Annotated in this window: 16 protein-coding genes; 11 read left to right on the top strand and 5 right to left on the bottom strand. The window is 72.2% G+C overall.

What is annotated here, in order from left to right:
• Positions 1-196: 196 nt before the first annotated feature.
• Together HG543_RS35885 and HG543_RS35890 are read left to right on the top strand one after the other, a co-directional pair.
• A complete protein-coding gene (locus tag HG543_RS35885; protein WP_211194387.1) occupies positions 197-493 on the top strand; it encodes a TfoX/Sxy family DNA transformation protein in 297 nt (98 codons plus the stop codon).
• Between the two features lie 354 nt (positions 494-847).
• Positions 848-1,789, top strand: a complete 942-nt coding sequence (locus HG543_RS35890; RefSeq protein WP_169349422.1) for an alpha/beta fold hydrolase — start codon at positions 848-850, stop codon at positions 1,787-1,789.
• Here HG543_RS35890 and HG543_RS35895 read toward each other — a convergent pair.
• Together HG543_RS35895 and HG543_RS35900 are read right to left on the bottom strand one after the other, a co-directional pair.
• A complete protein-coding gene (locus tag HG543_RS35895) occupies positions 1,786-2,685 on the bottom strand; it encodes a DMT family transporter (protein ID WP_171818275.1) in 900 nt (299 codons plus the stop codon). The two genes, HG543_RS35890 and HG543_RS35895, sit on opposite strands and share 4 nt — an antisense overlap.
• 75 nt (positions 2,686-2,760) lie before the next feature.
• Entirely contained in the window at positions 2,761-3,042 is a 282-nt protein-coding gene (locus tag HG543_RS35900; protein ID WP_169349424.1) for a rhodanese-like domain-containing protein, read from the bottom strand.
• Between the two features lie 166 nt (positions 3,043-3,208).
• On the opposite strand from HG543_RS35900, the gene HG543_RS35905 reads away from it, so the two are divergent.
• Positions 3,209-3,724 carry a GreA/GreB family elongation factor gene (locus HG543_RS35905; RefSeq protein ID WP_169349425.1) on the top strand — a complete coding sequence of 172 codons (516 nt, stop codon included), beginning with the start codon at positions 3,209-3,211 and terminating at the stop codon, positions 3,722-3,724.
• Between the two features lie 100 nt (positions 3,725-3,824).
• Positions 3,825-6,377 (top strand): sensor histidine kinase, encoded by a 2,553-nt coding sequence (locus tag HG543_RS35910; protein ID WP_246357537.1) that lies wholly within the window; start codon positions 3,825-3,827, stop codon positions 6,375-6,377.
• 6 nt (positions 6,378-6,383) lie between these two features.
• Here HG543_RS35910 and HG543_RS35915 read toward each other — a convergent pair whose 3' ends face one another.
• Positions 6,384-8,117 carry a sensor histidine kinase gene (locus HG543_RS35915; RefSeq protein ID WP_246357538.1) on the bottom strand — a complete coding sequence of 578 codons (1,734 nt, stop codon included), beginning with the start codon at positions 8,115-8,117 and terminating at the stop codon, positions 6,384-6,386.
• Between the two features lie 228 nt (positions 8,118-8,345).
• On the opposite strand from HG543_RS35915, the gene HG543_RS35920 reads away from it, so the two are divergent.
• From HG543_RS35920 to HG543_RS35930, 3 genes are all read left to right on the top strand, one after another.
• Positions 8,346-11,216 (top strand): PAS domain S-box protein, encoded by a 2,871-nt coding sequence (locus tag HG543_RS35920; RefSeq protein ID WP_169349428.1) that lies wholly within the window; start codon positions 8,346-8,348, stop codon positions 11,214-11,216.
• A gap of 114 nt (positions 11,217-11,330) precedes the next feature.
• A complete protein-coding gene (locus HG543_RS35925; protein ID WP_169349429.1) occupies positions 11,331-12,767 on the top strand; it encodes a vWA domain-containing protein in 1,437 nt (478 codons plus the stop codon).
• A 16-nt stretch (positions 12,768-12,783) separates the two neighbouring features.
• Positions 12,784-13,893, top strand: coding sequence for a hypothetical protein (locus HG543_RS35930; RefSeq protein ID WP_169349430.1), 1,110 nt, complete (start codon positions 12,784-12,786; stop codon positions 13,891-13,893).
• A gap of 12 nt (positions 13,894-13,905) precedes the next feature.
• Here the strand turns inward: HG543_RS35930 and HG543_RS55755 are convergent, their stop codons facing one another.
• Entirely contained in the window at positions 13,906-14,217 is a 312-nt protein-coding gene (locus HG543_RS55755) for a hypothetical protein (RefSeq protein ID WP_246357539.1), read from the bottom strand.
• A 298-nt stretch (positions 14,218-14,515) separates the two neighbouring features.
• Between HG543_RS55755 and HG543_RS35940 the strand changes: the two genes are divergently transcribed.
• The 4 genes from HG543_RS35940 (at position 14,516) to HG543_RS35955 (ending at position 19,507) form a co-directional block, all read left to right on the top strand.
• Positions 14,516-15,346 (top strand): sterol desaturase family protein, encoded by an 831-nt coding sequence (locus tag HG543_RS35940; protein ID WP_169349431.1) that lies wholly within the window; start codon positions 14,516-14,518, stop codon positions 15,344-15,346.
• Positions 15,347-15,475: 129 nt separating this feature from the next.
• Positions 15,476-15,871 carry a BlaI/MecI/CopY family transcriptional regulator gene (locus HG543_RS35945; RefSeq protein WP_169349432.1) on the top strand — a complete coding sequence of 132 codons (396 nt, stop codon included), beginning with the start codon at positions 15,476-15,478 and terminating at the stop codon, positions 15,869-15,871.
• Positions 15,868-18,249: a M56 family metallopeptidase gene (locus HG543_RS35950; RefSeq protein ID WP_169349433.1), complete on the top strand. Its 2,382-nt coding sequence runs from the start codon at positions 15,868-15,870 to the stop codon at positions 18,247-18,249. Before HG543_RS35945 ends, HG543_RS35950 begins: the two co-directional genes overlap by 4 nt.
• Positions 18,250-18,358: 109 nt before the next feature.
• Complete coding sequence (locus HG543_RS35955; RefSeq protein ID WP_169349434.1) at positions 18,359-19,507, top strand: 4-hydroxy-3-methylbut-2-enyl diphosphate reductase; 1,149 nt, start codon at positions 18,359-18,361, stop codon at positions 19,505-19,507.
• Positions 19,508-19,512: 5 nt separating this feature from the next.
• On the opposite strand, the gene HG543_RS35960 is transcribed toward HG543_RS35955, so the two are convergent.
• Positions 19,513-19,941, bottom strand: a complete 429-nt coding sequence (locus HG543_RS35960; protein WP_169349435.1) for a hypothetical protein — start codon at positions 19,939-19,941, stop codon at positions 19,513-19,515.
• Positions 19,942-20,305 lie beyond the last annotated feature (364 nt).

Below are 20,305 nucleotides of genomic sequence, written 5' to 3' on the forward strand. Positions count from 1 at the left end.
CAGCCCGCCTCCCACGACTGCCACCCGGGTCGATTCCATGTGCCGCCTCCACTGTCGGCCGGGGAAAATCCCGGCATCCAGCGGCACCACGAAAAAGGGCGGAGAAAGGTTACAAACCTCCCGCGCCATGCCCTCGCCCCGACCTCCGCGACCCGGGCGTCCCTCCCGGAAGCGCCCGAGCACGTCCCCCACGCCCGTGAAGGCCGGCGCGTCCGCCCGGGGCTCCACCGCCGGGCTGCTCAACCTCGGCGAGCGCACCTCCGAGCGGCTCCGCGCCGTGGGCATCCCCGACGAGGCCACGCTGCGCGCCGTCGGCGCCACCGACGCCTACCGCCGCCTGAAGGCCGCGTTCCCCGAACAGGTGTCGGCCGTGGCCCTCTATGCCCTGCACGGCGCGCTCACGAACACGCACTGGAACGACTTCCCGCCCGAGGTGAAGGCCCAGATGCGGGCCCGCGCGGAGGAGGCCCCGCCGTCGTCGCGCCGCCGGTGAGGCCCGGCCTCCCCTGTCCCCCACCGACACTCCGACGTGACGCACCGCGCGGCGCCGCGCGAGGCCTGGAGCGGTCCACGACTCGGCTTCCGGTGACTCCGACATGCTCGCCGTGCTCGCGCAGGCGCGTGGGACACGCGTGTCACACTGTCATCAGCCACGTGAAAACCTTCCGTTGCTGATGACAGACACGGGTCAATTCAACCTCACATCGGCCGGGCCTGCCTCAGAGGGAAACACGAATTCCTGACAACCCCGAGAGTTACTTCGCGTCAGGCAATGTCAGGGGTAGTCGTAAGATGAACACGCATCGCGACGGACTCATCCGCCGCGCACGACCGAGGCAACCCCCGCATGAGAAAGCTCCTCGCCGCCCTGCTCGTCCTTCCCGTCCTCGTCGCATGTGGTGGCCCCGCGCCGGAGCCGGAGACCTCCACCATGGCCGCGGAGGCACGGCAGGTCGAAACAGGCACGAACGCGCAGGAGCTGTCCGCGCCGCGTGAGCGCTCCGTCCGGCTGAGCACCGGCGTGACGCTGCGCTACCTGGAGCAGGGCTCGCGCAACGGGCCCGTGGTGGTGTTCCTCCACGGCTACACGGACTCGTACCGCACGTGGGACCTGGACCTGCCCATCTTCCCGCGCAGCTTCCACGTCTACGCGCTGGACCAGCGCGGCCACGGTGACTCGTCCCGGCCCGCGTGCTGCTACACGCAGCAGGACTTCGCCGCGGACGTGGTGGCCTTCCTGGACGCCATCGGCGAGGAGCAGGCCATCCTCGTCGGCCACTCCATGGGCAGCTTCATCGCGCAGCAGGTGGCGCTCGACTACCCCGACCGGGTCCAGGCGCTGGTGCTCGTGGGCTCGGCGCCCACCGTCGCGGGCAACGAGGTGGCCCTGTTCCTGAAGTCCATCGTCGACCAGCAGGTGGGCACCGTGGACCCGGACTTCGTCCGCGAGTTCCAGACGGGCACCTTCGTGCGCCCCGTGCCGCGCTGGTACATCGACACGCTCGTGTCGGAGAGCCTGAAGGTCCCCGCCCGCGTGTGGCAGGCCACGCTCGACGGCCTCATCGCGGAGGACCACTCGGCACGGCTGGGCGAGATTGACGTGCCGGTGCTCGTGGTGGGCGGCGACATGGACGGCTTCTTCCCCGTCGAGCAGCAGCGGGCGCTGGTGGAGGCGCTCCCCAACGCCACCTTCGTCCTCTACCCGGACACCGGCCACGCGCCCCACGCGGAGCTGCCGCACCGCTTCGTGCACGACGTGCAGCGCTTCCTGAAGTCGGTGACGCGCTAGCGCGCGGCCCGCCCCTCCTTCGAGGCTTCCTCGGAAGCGGGGGGCGCGCCGGCCCGGGCCAGCATCCCCGCGGCGGTGAGGATGAGCAGGCCGCCCAGCATCTGCCGGACGCTGAGCCGCTCGCCCATGAAGAGCGCGCCCACCACCACCGCCGTCAGCGGCTCCATGGTGGACACCAGCGACGTGTTCACCGGGCCGATGCGCACCATGCCCATGAAGAAGAGGAGCACCGCGGCCACGGTGGAAATCAGGGCCAGCGCCACCACCGCGCTCCAGCCGGTGGCGGTGGTGGGAAAGGCCGGCCCCTGTGCCAGCACCATGAGGCCCAGCGCGCCCGCGGCGGAGCAGAGGATGACGGTGCTGGTGCCCAGCGGTCCCGCCTCGCCCGCCAGCCGCGAGCTGAGGACGACGTAGACGGCATAGAGGAGCGCCGACAACAGGCCCAGCAGGATGCCCTCCGGCTTCACCCCGCCACCCTCCAGGTCCACCGTCAGCGCCGTGCCGCCCAGCGCCAGCGCCACGGCCATCCACCGCACCCGGCCCAGCCGCTCGCGGAAGACGAAGACCTGCAGGAGCGCCACCAGCGCCGGGAAGGAGTACAGCAGCAGCGCGGCCAGCCCCGCGGGGATGTGGCGGAGCGCGGCGAAGTAGGCCCCCGCCTCGCTCACGTAGAAGATGCCCAGCAGCCCCAGGCCCAGCATCACCTTGAGGCCCGGCAGCCGCTGGCGGCGCACGGCCATGACGCCGGCCAGCACCAGCCCGGCGATGCCGAAGCGCAGGAAGAGCAGCGAGGCCACGTCGGCGCCCGCGTCGTAGGCGAGGCGCCCGAAGAGGCCGAGCACACCGAAGCAGGCCCCGGACAGGGCGACGAAGAGGAAGCCAGCGGTGCGGTTCATGACGGGCGCGTGAACCCTGCTCCAAGCGGGCGCCCGTGTCACGCGTCCCGCGTCCCCGGCGTCACCCCACCCGGCCTACCAGTAGTTCACCGACTTGAGGTCGAAGACGTCCGTGAAGCCGCTGGCGCGCAGCAGCTGCACGGCCTGGGCGCTGCGGCCTCCGGCGGCGCAGTACACCACCACGCGGGTGCCGGGCGGGCCCACCTCCGAGAGCCGCCTCGGCAGCTCCTGCACGGGGATGTTCCGGGCCGGCTCCGGGTGGCCCTGCTGGAACTCCTGGGGGGTGCGCACATCCAGCAGCACCGCGCCTTCCGCGACGAGCTGCCGGGCCTTCTGGGAAAGCTCCTGGGGTGTCATGCCCTTCATTCTAGCCAGGGCCACACCCCAGGAGGCGGTTTAGACGTGTGCTGGCCGACAGGGTACCGCCCGGCCGTCCAACCCCGGGTCCGCCTCCGGCACGAGTACGGTCGAGGCGGAAAACTGGAGGTGTCGGCACCCGGCGCTACAGTCCTGTATCGATACCATGCCACTCGACAAGCATGAGCTCCTGAGGCAGCTGGCCGACAGGCTCCAGCAGTCCGACCGGCTGGCCCACCGGGCCGAGGCCGACGCGCGCGAGGCCGCGCGCAACCTGGCCACGGAGTCCGAGAAGAAGGAGGACGGCCGCGCCGCGCTGGAGTTCGGCAGCCTCGCCACCGGGCAGGCCGCTCGCGCCCGCCGCGTCCAGGAGGAGCTGCAGGCGCTGGCGAAGTTCGGCCAGGGCGAGCTGCCCCGCTTCCCGCGCCAGGGCCCCGTGGCCCTGGGCGCCATCGTCGACATGTCCACCGAGGACGAGGACGGCTTCGCCGAGCGCACCTTCTTCGTGCTGCCGGTGGGCGCCGGCACCGAGCTGACGGGCCCCGGCGGTGACGGCTTCCTGTCCGTCATCACCCCCGCGTCGCCCGTGGGCCGCGCCCTCATGGGCCGCAAGGCCGGCGACGTCGTGGAGGTGACGCTGGCCGGCGAGGTGCGCGAATGGACGGTGCTCGAGGTCGCATGATGCGAGGTGAACCTCGTCGTGCGCACGGGATGTCGTGCCCCCGACGAAAGCCCGGGGGACAGTAGAACCCATGAGCCCCGCCGCGCGTGAATCCGGGAAGATGTCATCTTCCCTCTTTTCACAGCCCGAGGCGCCGGCTTCGCCGTTCCCCCTGCCGCTGACGTGGCCAGCGGCCCTGGTGGGGCTGATATTCGGCGTGATGATGACGTACGTGCCGTACGAGTTCCGGATGGCTCCCTTCCGGCCGCTCTACCCGTACGTGCGCCTGCTGGGGCTCACCTATCTGGCCGGCAGCATCTCCCTGATGGGGGCGATGCTGTACCCGCGCTCGCCCCGGTGGCTGGACGTGGCCGGGCGCCTGACGCTGGGCTCGGCCATGGCGCTCTACTGGTGGGTGCTGAACGTGCTGCCCGGCAGCCTCACCGGCATCGTGCTCTACCCGCTGCTCTTCGGTGGGTTGATTCTGGAGGCGTGGCCCGCCATGCGGCGGCGGCCCATGCTGCGCGCCTTCGCGGCCCTCACCGGCACCACCTTCGGCGTGGCGCTGCTCGCGGTGCCGGAGCGCTTCCCGGTGTCCGTGTACGCGCACCTGTATCCCCTGCGGCCGCTGGTGGGCGCCATCTTCACCCTCGCGGGCCTGGGGCTGCTGTGGCCCTCGGGCCGGCTGCACGCGCGGCTGCCGCACCTCCTCATGGGCGTGCTGGCCGTGCCCTTCGCGCTGCTGGCGTACGCGCTGGGCCGCGGCGCGTCGTGGCTGGGCGCCAGCGTGTACGCGGTGCTCACGCTGGCGTGCGTGGCGCAGGCGCTGGACTGGCGCCCGCGCGCCCCGCGCACCGTGGGGTGGAAGCTCCTGCGCGGGCTGGCCTTCGCGGGCTTCGTACCGCTGCTGGCGCTGGGCGGGCTGGCCGCGTTCCTCGCCCAGCGCGCCATCGAACAGCAGGTGCGCGACGACACGCAGCGCGCCGCGGTGGGCGAGGCGGACTTCCTGCGCCGCTACCTGGACGACGCGCGCGAGTCGCTGGACCTGATGCTGGAGTCCCCCGGCTTCCGCGCGGCCTTCGCATCGGGCGAGCGCGCCCGGCTGCAGCCGTACCTGCGCAACCTCGCCGCGCAGGCGCGCGCCTTCGACGCGGCGCTCGCGGTGGACGCGTCCGGCGCGGTGCTGGCCACCTCACCGGGCGTGGAGGACTGGCACCTGTCCCCCCACACCTTCCTCTCCGGGGCGCTCGCCCACGGCGGCGCCGAGGTGTCCGTGCCCTTCACCCGCCCTCCCGGAGACCGGCCGCTGGTGGCGGTGACGCGGCCCTTCGAGCACGACGGCGAGCTGCACGGCATGCTGGTGGGCCTGCTGTCCCTGGAGCGGCTGAGCGAGGCCACCACGCCCGCCTCGCGGCGCTTCCGCGTGCAGGTGCTGGACAGGCGCGGCCTCAAGGTGCTGCGCGACACCGCCTCCAGTTCCGCGCTGCTGGGCGAGGCGCACCTGCCGGACGAGCTGTCCGCGGAGCTGGCCCGGACCGGCGGCGGCGTCATGGAGGTCTTCGACGAGGCGGACCGCCGCATCCTCGCCGCCGAGGCCCCCGTCGAGGACACCGCCTGGAGCGTCGTGGTGACGCAGGAGCTGGCGGTGGCCTACGCGGCGATTACGCGCATGAGCGCCGCGGTGGTGGGGCTGGTGGTGTTCGGGGTGATGCTGGCCCTGGCCCTCTCGCAGCTCGTCGCCCGCGACGTCATCCGCCGCCTGGACGCGCTGCGCGAGGCCACCTCCGCGCTGGCCGCGGGAGACCTGGAGCGGCGGGTGGAGGTGGAGGAGGACGACGAGCTGGGCGAGCTGGGGCGCAGCTTCAACGAGATGGCGGCGCGCACCGGCGACGCGCAAGAGGAGCTGAAGGACGCCGTGCGCGCGCGCGAGCAGTTCATCAGCGTGGCCAGCCACGAGCTGCGCACGCCGCTCACGCCCCTCAAGGGCTTCGCGTCCCTCACCCTCCAGTGGCTGGAGAAGAGCGGCGACCACTTCCCGGAGCGCGAGCGGCTGCTCAAGGCGCTGCGCTCCATGGCCCGCCAGACGGAGCGGCTGGGGCGCCTGGTGGACGACCTGCTGGACACCACCCGCATCCAGGGCGGCCGCTTCGAGCTGGAGCGCCAGCGCGCGGACCTGGTGCCGCTCCTGCACGAGGTGGTGGAGCGCTTCGAGCTGCGCGGCGAGAGCGGCATCACCTTCGAGCTGCACACCCCCGGCCACGCGGTGGAGGGCGACTGGGACGCGCCCCGGCTGGACCAGGTGCTCACCAACCTGGTGAGCAACGCCGTGCGCTACTCGCCGCAGGGCGGCACCGTGCGCGTGTCGCTGGAGGAGGAGGCCCACCACGTCGTCGTGCACGTGAAGGACGAGGGCATCGGCATTCCCCCGGAGAGCCTGGCCGGGCTGTTCCGTCCCTTCGCGCGCGCGTCCAACGCGCAGGCGCGCCACTACGGCGGCCTGGGGCTGGGCCTCTTCATCTGCCGCGAAATCGTGGAGCGCCACGGCGGCACCATCTGGGTGGAGAGCCCGGGGGCCCAGCGGGGAAGCTGCTTCCACGTGCGGCTGCCCCGCCACACGCCCGCGCCCGTCCCGTCCGAGAGCTCCACCGACGCCTCGTCCGCGCACGCGGCCTGAGGCGCCTCAGGCGGGAGGGGGCTCCCCGCCCGCCGGTGGGACCAGCCACTCCTCCGGGATGTCGCCGCGCGGCAGCTCCAGCACGAAGGTGGAGCCCACGCCCGGCTCGCTGGTGGCGCGCACCGTGCCGCCGAAGGCCTCCACGATTTGACGGGTGATGTAGAGCCCCAGGCCCAGCCCGCCATAATGCCTGTCACTCACCGCGCGCTCGAAGCGCTCGAAGATGCGCGGCAAATCCCGCGCGGAGATGCCGATGCCGCAGTCCTTCACCGTGAGGCGCGCGTTGCGTCCCTCCGCCTCCACGGTGACGCACACGGGCTTGCCGGCGCCGTACTTCAGCGCGTTGGACACCAGGTTCGTCAGCACCTGCTCCAGCCGGAGCCGGTCCCACCGGCCCACCACCGGCAGCGGCGCTTGCAGCTCCAGCGAGCAGTTGATCTGCGCGGCGGACGGGGCGAAGCGGTAGAGGATTTCCGCGGCCACGCTGGCCAGGTCCATCTCCTCCAGTTCCAGCTTCAGCCGGCCCGCGGTGATGCGCGACACGTCCAGCAGGTTGTCGACGAGGCTCGTCAGCTTGCGCACCTGCCGCTGCACCACCTCCAGCGTCTCCAGGACGCGCTCGGCGGACACCGGCTGGCCATGGACCGCCATCAGCTCCACCTTCTTGTGGAACAGTTGCACCTTGAGGTGCAGCGGCGTCAGCGGCGTCTTCAGTTCATGGCTGGCGATGCCCAGGAACTCGTCGCGCAGGCGCACCGCCTCGCGCGCCTCGCGCAAGAGCCGCGCGTTGTCCACGGAGAGCGCGGTGCGGCGGGCCAGTTCCTCCGCCAGCCGCTCCTCCTCGATGCCGAAGTCATGCGACGCGTCCGAGCGGAAGAGGGCCAGCGACCCGATGACGCGCCCGCGCGCCACCAGCGGCACTCCCAGGTAGCAGTGCAGCTCCAGCATCCCCGCCAGGTGCGGCGCCGCGTCACTGGAGGCGGCGTCCGGATGCGCCTCCGTCAGCCGCAGCCGCCGCGCGCCACCCGTGCCGGGCACGGGCGGCAGGCCTCCCGGCACCAGTGCGTCCGTTGGCTGGCCGCGCAGCCACTCCACCAGCAGGCAGTGCCGCTCCGGCGAGGCGTGCGCCGCCGCCACCGCGCGCGCCGGCTCTCCCGGCGGCCCCAGGTAGAACACGCCCGCGTCCGCCACCGCGGGCACCAGGAGCCGCAAGAGCGGCTCCATGCGCTCCTCCGCGTCCAGCGCGCCGCTCAGCAGCGCACCGGCCTCGGCGAGCAGCCGGGCCGCACTGGCCGCGTCCAGGCGAGCGGGGGTCTCCTCCCGAGCGCGCAGCAGTGCTCCCTCCGCGCGTCCGTCCCGCACGCCCAGTGGCACCACGGAGCCGCGCAGCACCACCACCGTCCCGTCCGGCCGCCGCAGCCCCCAGCGCGCGTCCTTCACCCACTCGCCCGCGAGTCCTCGCGTGAGCGGCGAAATCTCCAATGGCAGTGAAGGGTCCTCCGCTCGCACCCACGCGCACCCGGGCAGCCAACCATGTTCCACCCGCTCGGGCCGGGACATGCGAAACTGCCGCGAGGCTTCACCGTTGAAGGCGAGCACACGCCCCGTCGCATCCACGAGGACCAATGCCTCGGTGGCCTGCTCGAGCAGCAGCCGTAGGACCGCATCGTTGAGAAGGGCCTCTGCCCTTTCCCCTGGTTCCGGGTGGATCATCGAAAGCTGGGCGCTTCCAGAGGACATGACGGACTTCCCCGCGCGCAACCATGGTGACATTCCCGCCCATCCCGAAGGAAGACGGCACCCGCTACCCTGCCTCAACAACCGGAGGGACGCTGTGACCATCCCACGCTTCCCGGGGTCATCCTGGCCCCCTTGCTTGCAGGGCGAAAAATCCAGAATCGTTACGAAATTATGAACCGCCCGGACGCCGCACGCCTGGGCGAGCGGTCCTCATCCTCGAGTCTCATCATGCAGACGCCGCACTCCCGGCAGGACTGGACCTCGCGCGAGGGGCACTACCGGCTGGTCATCGACAACCTGCGGGAGGTGGTGTTCCAGACGGACACGCAGGGTGCGTGGACGTTCCTCAACCCCGCCTGGGTGGAGCTGACGGGCTTCACGGTGGACGAGGTGCTGGGGCGTCCCTTCCTGGAGTTCCTCCACCCGGAGGACCGGCAGCGCGCTCAGGAGATGTTCATCCCGCTGGTGGAAGGCAAGGTCGAGTACACGCGCAAGGAGGTGCGCTACCTCACGCGCAACGGCGGCTTCCGGTGGGTGGAGGTGTTCGCGCGGCTGATGGTGGACGAGGCCGGCCACGTGCTCGGCGCGTCCGGGACGCTGAACGACGTCACCGAGCGCAAGGCGGCGGACGACGCGCTGGCGCGGCGCGAGCGCTACCTCACGGCGCTGGTGGAGATGCAGCAGCGGCTGCTGGCGACACCGGAGGGCGGGGATTTGTACGGCCCGGTGCTGCCGTCGCTGGGCCAGGCCTCGGGCGCCGGCCGCGTCTACGTGTTCGAGGTCCACCGCGCGCTGGACGGAGGCATGTTGTGCAGCCAGCGCGCGGAGTGGTGCACGCCGGGGGTGAAGGCCGAAATCGACAACCCCGACCTGCAGAACCTGCCCATGGATACGTACCTGCCGCGCTGGGTGGACACGCTGTCGCGCGGGGACGTCATCAACGGGCTGGTGGTGGACTTCCCCGAGGTGGAGCGGGCGCTGCTGGACCCGCAGGGCATCCTGTCGCTGCTGGCGCTGCCCCTGCGGGTCCAGGGCGTGCTGGTGGGCTTCATCGGCTTCGACAACGTCGCGGAGGCGCGGGCGTGGGACCGGCTGGAGGTGGACCTGCTGTCGGCGGCGGCCGGCGCCATCGCGGTGACGCTGGAGCGGCGTGAGTCGGAGCGGGCGCTGCGCGAGCGCGAGCGGCGCTTCCGGCAGCTGGCGGAGAACGCGTCGGACGTGCTGTACCTCTACCGGCGCGAGCCGCCGCGCGGCTTCACCTACGTGAGCCGCGTGGCCCACACCAAGCTGGGCTACGGCCCGGTGGCGCACTACGCGGACGCGGAGCTGTGGTACCAGCGCGTGCACCCGGAGGACCGGGCGCTCCTGGAGCAGCTGCTGGAGGCGCCGCAGCCCTTCCAGGGCGCGCCGGTGGTGGTGCGCTTCATCCACCCGGACGGGCGCACGCTGTGGCTGGAGCACGTGGTGGCCCCCGTCATGGACGCCTCCGGGCGCGTGGTGGCGGTGGAGGGGCTTGCGCGCGACATCACCGAGCGCCGCGAGGCCGAAGAGGCCCTCAAGCTGTCCGAGGCCAGCTTCCGCGCGCTGCTGGAGGGCGTGCCGGACGCGGCGGCGATTGAACGGGATGGCCGCATCGTCTACGCCAACGCGGCGCTCGTCTCCGCGCTGGGCTTCGACAACGCGGAGCAGCTCACGGGCCAGAGCCTGAACGACTTCGTCAAGGACATGCGGGGCCCCGGGGGCACGCGCGCGGCGGCGCTCACCGGCGAGCGGCGGCTGGTGCGGCGCGACGGGCGCACGCGCGTGGCGGAGGTGGTGTCGCTGCCCCTGCGCTTCGACGGGCAGCCGGCCATGGTGTCCATCGCCCGCGACGTGACGGAGCAGCGCCAGCTGCAGGCGCGGCTGACGCTGGCGGACCGGCTGGCCTCGGTGGGCACGCTGGCGGCGGGCATCGCGCACGAAATCAACAACCCGCTGGCCTTCGTCCTCTCCAACCTCGGCTTCCTGTCCGAGGAGTTCCGCCACCACCTGCCGCCGGGCGCGGGCGGACCGGCGTTCGCGGCGCGGCTGCACGGCGCGGCCGACCTGGAGGAGTGGAAGGAGGTGCTCCACGAGGCGTGCGAGGGCGCCGAGCGCGTGCGGCAAATCGTCCGCCAGCTCAAGACGTTCTCCCGGCCGGACGAGGAGCGCGTGTCGCCGCTGGACGTGCACGGGGTGCTGGACTCGGTGTCGATGATGGCGGCGAACGAAATCCGCCACCGCGCGCAGCTGCGGCGGGACTACGGCGACATCCCCCCCGTCATGGCGAACGAGGGGAAGCTGAGCCAGGTGTTCCTCAACCTCGTGGTGAACGCGGCGCAGGCCATTCCCGAGGGCGCGGCGCACCGGCACGAAATCCGGCTCGTCACGCGGCGCGACGGGCACGGGCGCGTGGTGGTGGAGGTGCAGGACACCGGCGTGGGCATCTCCCGCGAGGTCATCGACCGCATCTTCGACCCGTTCTTCACCACCAAGCCGGTGGGCGTGGGCACGGGGCTGGGGCTGTCCATCTGCCACAGCATCATCAGCGGCCTGGGCGGCGACATCACCGTGGAGAGCGAGCCCGGCCGGGGCAGCTCCTTCCGCGTGGTGCTGCCCACCTCGGAGCCGGAGCGCCACGCGGTGCCGGTGTCCGCGGAGCCGCGGCCCGCCAGGAGCGCCACGCGCGGCCGGGTGCTGGTGGTGGACGACGAGCCCGCCGTGGGGCGCGTATTGCAGCGCATCCTCCGCGAGCACGACGTGGAGGTGGCCACCAGCGGGCGCCAGGCGCTGGAGCGGCTCGACGTGGGCCCCGAGCCGGACGCCGTCCTCTGCGACGTGATGATGCCGGACCTGACGGGCCGCGACGTGTACGAGACGGTGCGGCGCGAGCACGCGGGGCTGGAGGGCCGCTTCGTGTTCGTCTCCGGCGGCGCCTTCACCACCGGCGCGCGCGAGTTCCTGTCCAGCATCCCCAACGTCCTCCTGGAGAAGCCCTTCGACGAGGGCCGCGTGCGCAGCGTGGTGGAGGAATTGGTGCGGCAGCGGCGGCCGGCCGCGCTCGCCTCGGGAAGCGCCTGAGCGCTTGGGGAGCATCGGTCATCCGGAGGACCCTCCTCCCGCTGACCGATGCGCGCGGGAAGCAGCCGGGCGAACGTGGGCGTGTCTCGCCGCTCCCACGCCCCGAGGTCCCGTATGAACCGCACCCTGCTGCTGGTGACCGCCGCCGGTCTGCTCGCCCTGGCCGCGCTCGTGCTGGGCAAGCCGCCCAGTGCCACGCCCACGCCCCCGTCCGTCACGGACACCAGCCACACCGTGGCGAAGGCGGACGAGGCCCCCGCCACGGTGACGCTGCCGCTCGTCACCTCCACGCCCGCGGACGGCGCGCTCACCCTGTCCGGCAAGCTGTCCGGCGCGTACGTGCAACGGGGCCGGAGCGAGGCCTTCGCATGGCTGGAGCTGAAGGCCCGTCCGACGGAGAAGGGCCACCGCGTGCCCGTCAACCTGGCGCTGGTGCTGGACCGCTCCGGCTCCATGGCCGGCAAGAAGCTGGAGGACGCGAAGCGCGCCGCCGCGGAGCTGGTGCGGCGCCTCACGCCCGAGGACCGGCTGGCCTTCGTGGACTACGGCAGCGACGTGCGGGTGCTCCCCAGCCGCAACGTCACGGAGGAGGTGCGCTCCGAGCTGCTCATGGAGATCGCCAGGCTGAGCGACCAGGGCTCCACCCACCTCAGCGGCGGCCTCACCGGCGCGGCCGGCGCGCTGCGCCCCTACCTCAAGGAGTACCGCGTCAGCCGCGCCATCCTCCTGAGCGACGGGCAGCCCACCATGGGCATCGTGTCGGAACCGGCGTTGTTCAACCTCGCGCGCTCGCTGCGCGACGAGGGCATCACCGTGAGCGCGCTGGGCGTGGGCGCGGACTTCCAGGAGTCGCTGATGCGCGGCATCGCCGAGCAGGGCGGCGGCTTCTCCGGCTTCATCGATGATTCGGCGCGGCTGGCGGAGGTGTTCTCCCGCGAGCTGGACCAGGCCACCAGCACCGTGGCCCGGAACGTGGAGCTGGAGCTGCTCGTGTCCGACGCCGTGCAGGCCGTGGAGGTGATGGGCGTGCCCTCCACCCGCCAGGGCAACGTGGTGAAGGTGCCGCTGTATGATTTGGCCGGAGACCAGTCCGTGCGCGTGGTGACGAAGCTGACGCTGGCGACACCCGCCTCCGGCACGGAGGTGCTCCAGGTGCTGGGCGCCCGGGCGCGCTACGTGGACGTGGCTCGGGGCGGGCCGGCCGAGACGGCGCTGAGCCTCACCGCGCGCGCGACGGACGACGCCGCGCTCGTGCGTGCCAACCTGGACAAGGACGTGCGCGTCCATGCGACACGGGCACTGGGTACCCAGCAGCTGGTGGCCGCCGCGGAGGAGATGAAGCGCGGCAACCGGGCAGCGGCGAGTGGGTTGCTGGACAACGCGCGGAGGATTTTCGGCGCGTCCGCCCAGGCGCTCTCGTCGGAGCTTGCGGACGTGGACCAGACGCAGGCAGCCTATAGGAGCGCGGCCGGAGAGGACGACGTCCGCCGCGAGACGCGGCAGCTCTACAAGAAGACGATGCAGAACTTCGGCCAGAACAACGCGTACTAGCCAGGACGGTGCACCCATGGCCCTCTCCGTGCAGTTCCTCCACCGCGAGGAGTTCGAGTCGCGCACGCTCCGCGCGCTCGGGGGCGCGGCCTGCATGGGCGTGCTGGGGGCCATCGCCCAGCGGCTGCACTTCCCGCTGGAGCCGGGCTACTTCGCGGTGGTGGCCGCGGCCATGGCGGGCGCCCGCGCCTCCCCGGGCAACGCGGTGGGGCTGCGCGCGGCGCTGGCGGTGCTGCCCGCCCTGCCCTTCTTCCTCGGCGCGCCTGATCCACTCCCCCAGTCCCTCGCGGGCGGCGTCGCCGCGGCGCTGGTGGCGTGGCTGGGCAACGGGCGCGCGGAGGCCGGCAGGCCCGGCTCCGTGGCCGCGAGCGCCGCCGCGGCGGGCGTGCTCGTCCCGCTGGCCCTGTACACGCAGCAGGTGATGGAGGCGCGCTTCCTCGGCTCGACGGGACTGTTGCCCGTGCTGACGGGCTTCCTCACCCTGGCCCTCTTCTGGAGCATCGGCACACTGCCCGCCAACGTGGTGGTGGAGGCCGACGCGGTGGAGGCGCGGGGCCGGCTGCTGGAGGACTCACTCAAGGGCGAGGCGCGCCCCCTGGCCGTGCGCGCGCTTGGCCTCTATCGCCAGTGCAAGGAAGTGGTGCTGCGCATGCCGGCGAGCGCCGGACGCACGGAGCTCCTGGGCGTGCTGGAGAAGATGGCGCAGGAGAGCTTCTCGCTGGCCGAGGCCCACGCGGGGCTGGAGGCGCAGCTGGGCTCGGTGGTGGCCAACGACGTGGACGCGCAAGTGCGCGAGCTGCGCGCGCGAGCGGCCTCCACGCAGGACGCGGTGGCCCGGCGCCAGCTGGAGCTCGCCGCGTCGTCACTCGGCGAGGAGCTGAACCACCTGGACGCGCTGAGCCGCCGCCGCGAGCGGCTGCTGGCCCAGCTCCACGCGCAGGTGGCGCTGCTGGAGCGGGCCCGCGTATCCTTCATCGGCGTGCAGGGCAGCGAGATGGGCGCCAAGGGCGCGCAGGCGGCGCAGCTGGCGCGCAAGCTGAAAAGCCTGGGGGAGGAGCCCTCCGCGCCCGCGTCCGACGACGCCCAGCCGGTGTCTCCTCCCCACGGTACGCGCGTCACGTCCTGACGGACGTGGACGTTACTTCCGGGAAGCGCGCTTGCGCGTGGCGCGCGTCTTGGCGGGCGTGCGCGGCGCGTGGAGCTGCTCCGCGATGCGCGCCTCGATGGCCTCGCGCGTGCCACGCGCCTGGGCCAGCGCGGCCTCGATTTCCTCGCGCACCCGCGCGGCGCGCTCCTCGGCCGCGGCGCGGTACTCCGACGTCGTGCGACGCAGGGCGATGCTGCCCCGGTCCGTCCCCTCCGCCCTCGTCCCCGCGGCCCGTCCCACCCGTGGGGCCGTGCGCCGCGAGCGGCTCTTGCTGCCTCCATTCCCCTGCTGTGCCTTCGCCATCGGCGTCTCCCTGGAAAGTCGTTTCGGCTCTCCGGAAGGTGAGACCCACTCGGGCACCAGGGAAGCCCGTCCCCGGGTCGCACGCCCGGCAGGCGGGGAGACAAACGCCTACCCCCTCAGCAGTGGCCCTTTTCATTGGCACAAGGAAAGCGCTATAGCGCCGACAACCGTTACGGAGCATTTCCGAGAGCCCCTGCTACTTGACGGCGCGCCGAATACCCCGTGGCCGGCGGGACGGCGCGGGCTCAATCCGCTCCTCGCCCGCGGCCGGCGGGCAGCGGCTACTGCGAGGGACACCGTGTCTGTCAGCGCACCCTTTTCGTTCCTTAAGAACCGGAAGCACAACCTGGACCGGATGACGCTGGGCGATCTGGTCTACTCGTTCTTCACCTACTACGCCGTCATCGCCTACATCGCCGTGGGCATCACCAGCCTCTACTTCGCGGTGAAGTGGTTCGAGAACCCGCTGCGCATGCTGGCCGCCGTGGCCGCCGCGAGCGTCGTCTTCCCGATGGGCTGGTTCCTGGTGCACAAGCACATCCTGCACAGCCGCTTCCTCTACAAGTCGCCCCTCACCGCGGCGACGTGGAAGCGCATCCACTTCGACCACCACCAGGACCCCAACGACTTGCGCGTCCTCTTCGGCGCGCTGGCCAACGTGCTGCCCACGGTGGGCGGCGTCATGGTGCCCATCGGCTGGCTCATCAACGGCAAGGCCGGCGCCGCCGCCGCGCTGGGCTGGGCCATGGTGATTACGTGCTTCTACGAGTTCTGCCACTGCATCCAGCACCTGAACTACACGCCGAAGCTCAAGTTCCTGAAGGAAATCAAGAAGTTGCACCTGTCTCACCATTACCACAACGAGCAGGGCAACTACGGCATCACCAACTACTTCTGGGACCGGCTCTTCGGGACGTACTACGCGAAGGCCGGTGACATGCCCAAGAGCCCCACCGTCTTCAACCTGGGCTACACGTCCGAGGAGGCCCAGAAGTACCCGTGGGTGGACCGGCTCTCCGGCGGCACCCGCGGCGACGGCCACCCGAGCCGCTTCTGGAAGGGGCAGAACCCGGACGCCGTCCAGACGGCGCTCAACGACGAGCCCGCCCGCGCCGCCGGCGAGCGCTGAACCCCGGCCCCACGCTCCAGCCCCCTCTTCCCCGCCCGGAGAGGGGGCTTTCTTCGGACCGAATCTACGAAGCCCTTCGTTGACATCTACGAATGGGTTCGTAATATAGGCGTATCGAGAGGGTGCGAGATGAGCGAGACGAAGCTGCCGCGTCCGACGGATGGGGAGCTGGCCATCCTGCGGGTGCTGTGGGAGCGCGGTGACAGCACGGTGCGCGAGGTGCACGAGGCGCTCAATCGCAACGCGCCGGAGGGCACCGGGTACACCACGGTGCTCAAGCTGATGCAGATCATGACCGAGAAGGGGCTCGTGGAGCGCGACGAGTCCCAGCGGGCACACGTCTACCGGGCGAGGGCGACGGAGCAGAAGACGCAGCGGCAGCTGGTGACGGACCTGGTGGACCGGGCGTTTGGCGGCTCACCGGCACGGCTGGCCATGCAGGCGCTGTCCGCGAAGAAGACGAGCCCCGAGGAGCTGGCGGAGCTGCGCCGGCTGCTGGACACGCTGGAAGGAGCGGAAGAATGAGCAGCCTCCTGATGGAGTCCCTGGGTTGGGCGCTGTTGCACTCGCTCTGGCAGGGCGCGCTGGTGGCGCTGCTGCTCGTGGGGGCGCTGGCCCTGGTGGGGCGGCGGGCCGCCCATGCACGCTATGCGCTGGCCTGTGGGGCGCTGGTGCTGTCGCTCGCGCTGCCGGTGGTCTCGGGGTGGCGGCACTACTCGGAGGCGCGCGCGCTGGAGGCCTCCTCCGTGGAGCCCGCGCCCCGCTCGTGGGTGCTTCCCGGGGTGGCGGCGCGCGGCGCGGAGGATGCGAACTCCGGGCGCGTGGCGGTGGTGGGAACCGTGACCGGGGATGGGGAGCTCGCGACGCGCGGCGCGGGTGATGCGGCGGTGTTGCGCGAGGCGGCCACGGAAGTGCCGCTGCTGGAGCGGGTGCGCGCGAAGGTGGCGGAGCACCTCCAGTGGCTGGTGCTGGCGTGGGTGGCGGGCGTGGGACTGTGCTCGGGGCGGATGGTGGCGGAGTGGGTGAAGCTGCGGCGGCTGGCGCGCGAGGCCGTGGCCGCGCCGGTGGAGTGGCAGCAGCGGCTGGACGCGCTGGCGAAGCGGCTGGGGTTGGAGCGCGCGGTGCGGCTGCTCCAGTCGTCGGCGGTGGACGTGCCCGCGGCGGTGGGTTGGCTGTCGCCCGTGGTGCTGCTGCCGGTGTCGGCGCTCTCCGGGCTGTCGACGCGGCAGCTGGAGATGGTGCTGGCACACGAGCTGGCCCACATCCGGCGGCATGACTTCGCCGTGAACCTGGCGCAGGTGCTGGTGGAGACGCTGCTCTTCTACCACCCGGCGGTGCGCTGGGTGTCGCAGGTCATCCGCGTGGAGCGCGAGAACTGCTGCGACGACATCGCCGTGGGCGCGAGTGGTGGCGCGGTCTCCTACGCCCGGGCGCTCACCGCGCTGGAGATGCTGCGCGTGCAGCCCGGCACGCCGGGCCCCGCGATGTCCGCGCTGGGCGGTTCGCTGCCGGAGCGCGTGCGCCGGCTCGTGCTGGCGCCGGCTCCGCGCTGCTCGTCACGCTGGGTGGCGGGGGCCTCCGTGCTCACCCTGGCCAGCAGCCTCGCGGTGGCCGCGCCCCTGACGTCGCTCATGCTGGACCGCGAGGACCCGGCGGAGCGGGATGGAACGCCTGCCACGCCTCCGAGCACGTCGCGTGGTGCCGATGCCCGGCCCGGGGTTGGCGACCTCCCGCTGCCCGGTGCGTCGCTGGCGTCCAACACCGAAGCCGGGGACCTTCTGAATCCGCCTTCCGTGATCGCCCGTCCCACCGCGCCGGGACGTCCGGCCTCGCCGCCCTCGGCCCCTCCGGCGGGAGGCATCGCTCCTCCGGCGGTCATCGCGCCCATCTCCGGAGCCCTGGCCGCGCCGGCAGCCCCGGTCGCGTCGGCTCCCGCTCCCATCCCCGGAGCTCCGGCCGCGCCGGCTCCTGCTCCTGGAGCCCTGGCCGCACCGGCTCCTGCTCTCATCCCCGGAACCCGCGCAGCGCCGGCTCCCTCGCCCGTACCCGGAGCCCTGGCCGTACCAGCTCCTGCTCCCGCGCCTGGAGCCCGCGCCGCACCGGCTCCCGCTCCTGTTCCCGGAGTCATCGCGGCGCCCGCTCCCGCTCCGAGCCCGCGCGCCAAGGACGATGACGCGGACGCCCGCACGCGGGTGGGCGCGGGGCAGCCGCTCTCGGTGGACCAGCTCATCGCGCTGAAGATGGCGGGCGTCACGCCGGCCCGCGTGAAGGAGCTGGAGTCCATGGGCTACGCGCCCACCGTGGCCAACCTCGTCTCCATGGGCCACGCGGGCGTCACCCCCGAGTACGCGAAGGAGATGAACGCCCGCTTCGGCCGCGCGCTGGACGCGGACGACCTGGTGGAGCTGAAGCACCTGGGCGTCACCCCCGCGTACCTCGCGGCCCTCGCGTCCGCCGGCTTCACCGTGAAGGACCCGGACGACGTGACGGACGCCCGCGCCGTGGGCGTGGACGAAGCCTACGTCCGCGAGCTGAAGACCACCGGCTACTCGGGCCTGTCACTGGAGGACGTCACCCAGCTTCGCGCCGTGGGCGTGGACCCCGCCTACATCAAGGCCCTGGGCCAGCGCGGTCTGTCGAAGCTGTCGGCGGATGACCTGACCGAGCTTCGCGCCGTGGGCGTCACGCCCGAGTGGCTGGACCAGATGCGCGCGGGCGGCGTGCAGACGAAGGACGCGGACGACCTGACCCAGCTCCGCGCCCTGGGCGTCACGCCCGACTTCCTCCGCGAGCTGCGCGACGCCGGCCTGAAGGACCTCTCCGTCGACGAAATCGTCCGCCTGCGCGCGGGCGGCCTGGACGCCGACTTCATCCGGCGGCTGCGCGAGTCGCGCGCGAAATAGGCCGGCGCCCCCCTCGTAGTTCCGCTGCCCCACCCTCTTCCCCGCGCCTCACGGACGCGCCCACCCGGGCGCGCGCCGGACGGGCGGAGTCTGTCCCAAGGAGCCCACCATGCGTCGCCTGTCGTCACTCCTGCCGCTCATGGCCGTGCTGCTCACGGCCGCCACCGCCACCGCCGCCGAAGTGCGCGGCACCTGGACCGCCTCGTCCCGGAAGACGGGCAACGAGATTCAGCTCAACTTCCGTCAGGGCGAGCGCAACAACATGGGCTTCAGCGAGCCCCTGTCCGCCTTCCAGGGCCTGTCCACCTCGGACGGCCCCGCCTCCTTCACCCTGCCGCGCGAGGCCGGCACCTTCCACTTCGAAGGCAACTTCAAGGGCGGCGAGGGCGCGGGCCACTACCGCTTCGCCCCGAGCGACGCCTACGCGAAGACCATGGCCGGGCTCGGCTACCCGAACCTCTCCACCGAGGACCACTTCAAGCTCGCGGCCACCGACGTCACCACCGCGCGCATCAAGGACCTGGCGGCGGCTGGCTACAAGAACCTCACCATGGACGAGCTCGTCCAGGTGGGCATCTTCGACGTGACGCCCGCGTACGCCAATGAGCTGGCCAAGGCGGGCTACCCGGGGCTGACGCTGAAGCAGCTCGTGGAGGGCCGCATCCACAATGTCAGCCTCTCGCTGGTGCAGGGCCTGGCCTCGGCCGGCTTCACGAAGCTGGCGTGGGACGACGTGACGGCCATGGCCATCCACGGCGTCACGCCCGAGTACATCCGCGAGGTGCGCGCCCTCGGCTTCAAGGACCTGGACGGGGAGGACTTCGTCGCCTTCCGCATCCACGGCGTCACGCCCGCCGTCGTGAAGGAGCTGCGCGACGCGGGCTTCCAGAACGCGGACGCCGAGCAGTTCGTGGCCTTCCGCATCCACGGTGTCACCCCGGCTGTCGTGAAGGAGCTTCGCGAGCTGGGCTTCAAGGACCTGGACGCGGATGACTTCGTCGCCTTCCGCATCCACGACGTCACGCCCGCCTTCGTCCGCGAGATGCGCGAGCAGGGCTTCAAGGACCTGGAGCCGGACGACCTCGTGGCCTTCCGCATCCACGGCGTCACGCCGGACTTCGTGAAGCGGATGCGCGCGGCGGGCTACACCCGCATCACCCCGGACGAGCTGGTGTCGCTGCGCATCCACGGCGTCGACGAGGACTTCATGCGCGCCATGTCCGGCGGCGACGGCGGCGCGCCCGCGAAGAAGAAGTAACCCTCTCACCGGGCGCCGCAGGCGTCGGAGATGGCCGAGCGGGCGCCATTCATCACGGTGGCCTGGGCGGCGAGCACCTCCTGGAGCGGGGCCTGGAGGCTCGCCGGGACGCCGGGCCGGGCCCCCGCGTCGACGAGCGCCGGTCCCCGAGCCTCGGCGAGCTGGGCCCAGGCATTGGCGAGGTGGTCGATGCTGGTGCCGTAGTCCTCCACCGCCTTCCTGAGGCTGGCATCCCGGATGTGCAGGGTCCGCAGTTCCGCGCTGACGGCGCGCAGCCGGTGCGCGTGACGCGCGATGGCCTCCCCGTCGTGGACGTGGTCGTGGAAGCCATCCACGACGCGAATCTCCTCCAGCACGCGGGCCTGCACCTCCGCGCACTCCTTGTCCCGGCGCGGCGCGCACGCGGTCCCCAACACCACTCCCAGCGCCCACACGCCGAGCCACCTCGTGGCGCGGAGGCGCCGCGATACGGGAATGGCCGTGAGCCATTGAGTGGCACGGACGACAAGCACTCATCAACGCTGGCCGCGAGCCCTGTCCCTGTCAAATGCAGACATGCCCCAGTTCGCCCGGCGGCCGGCAAGCGTTCTGAACCCTGACATCGGCTCGCCCTGGAAGGAGAAAGGGAATGCCAGGAATTGCGAGGCGTGGGTTCTTCCGGGCCCGGAAGTGAAAACCGGGTGGGAGGGTGCCCGACGTGAGGTCACAGACCGGGCGGAGCGGCAACTGCTCGCCAGCGGGCAGTCCGGATGTCGGCCGGCGAACGCCGGGGGTGGGGTGGCGTGCGCGAGCCGGGGG

The organism is Pyxidicoccus fallax (assembly GCF_012933655.1).
GTDB classification, from domain to species: Bacteria; Myxococcota; Myxococcia; order Myxococcales; family Myxococcaceae; genus Myxococcus; species Myxococcus fallax.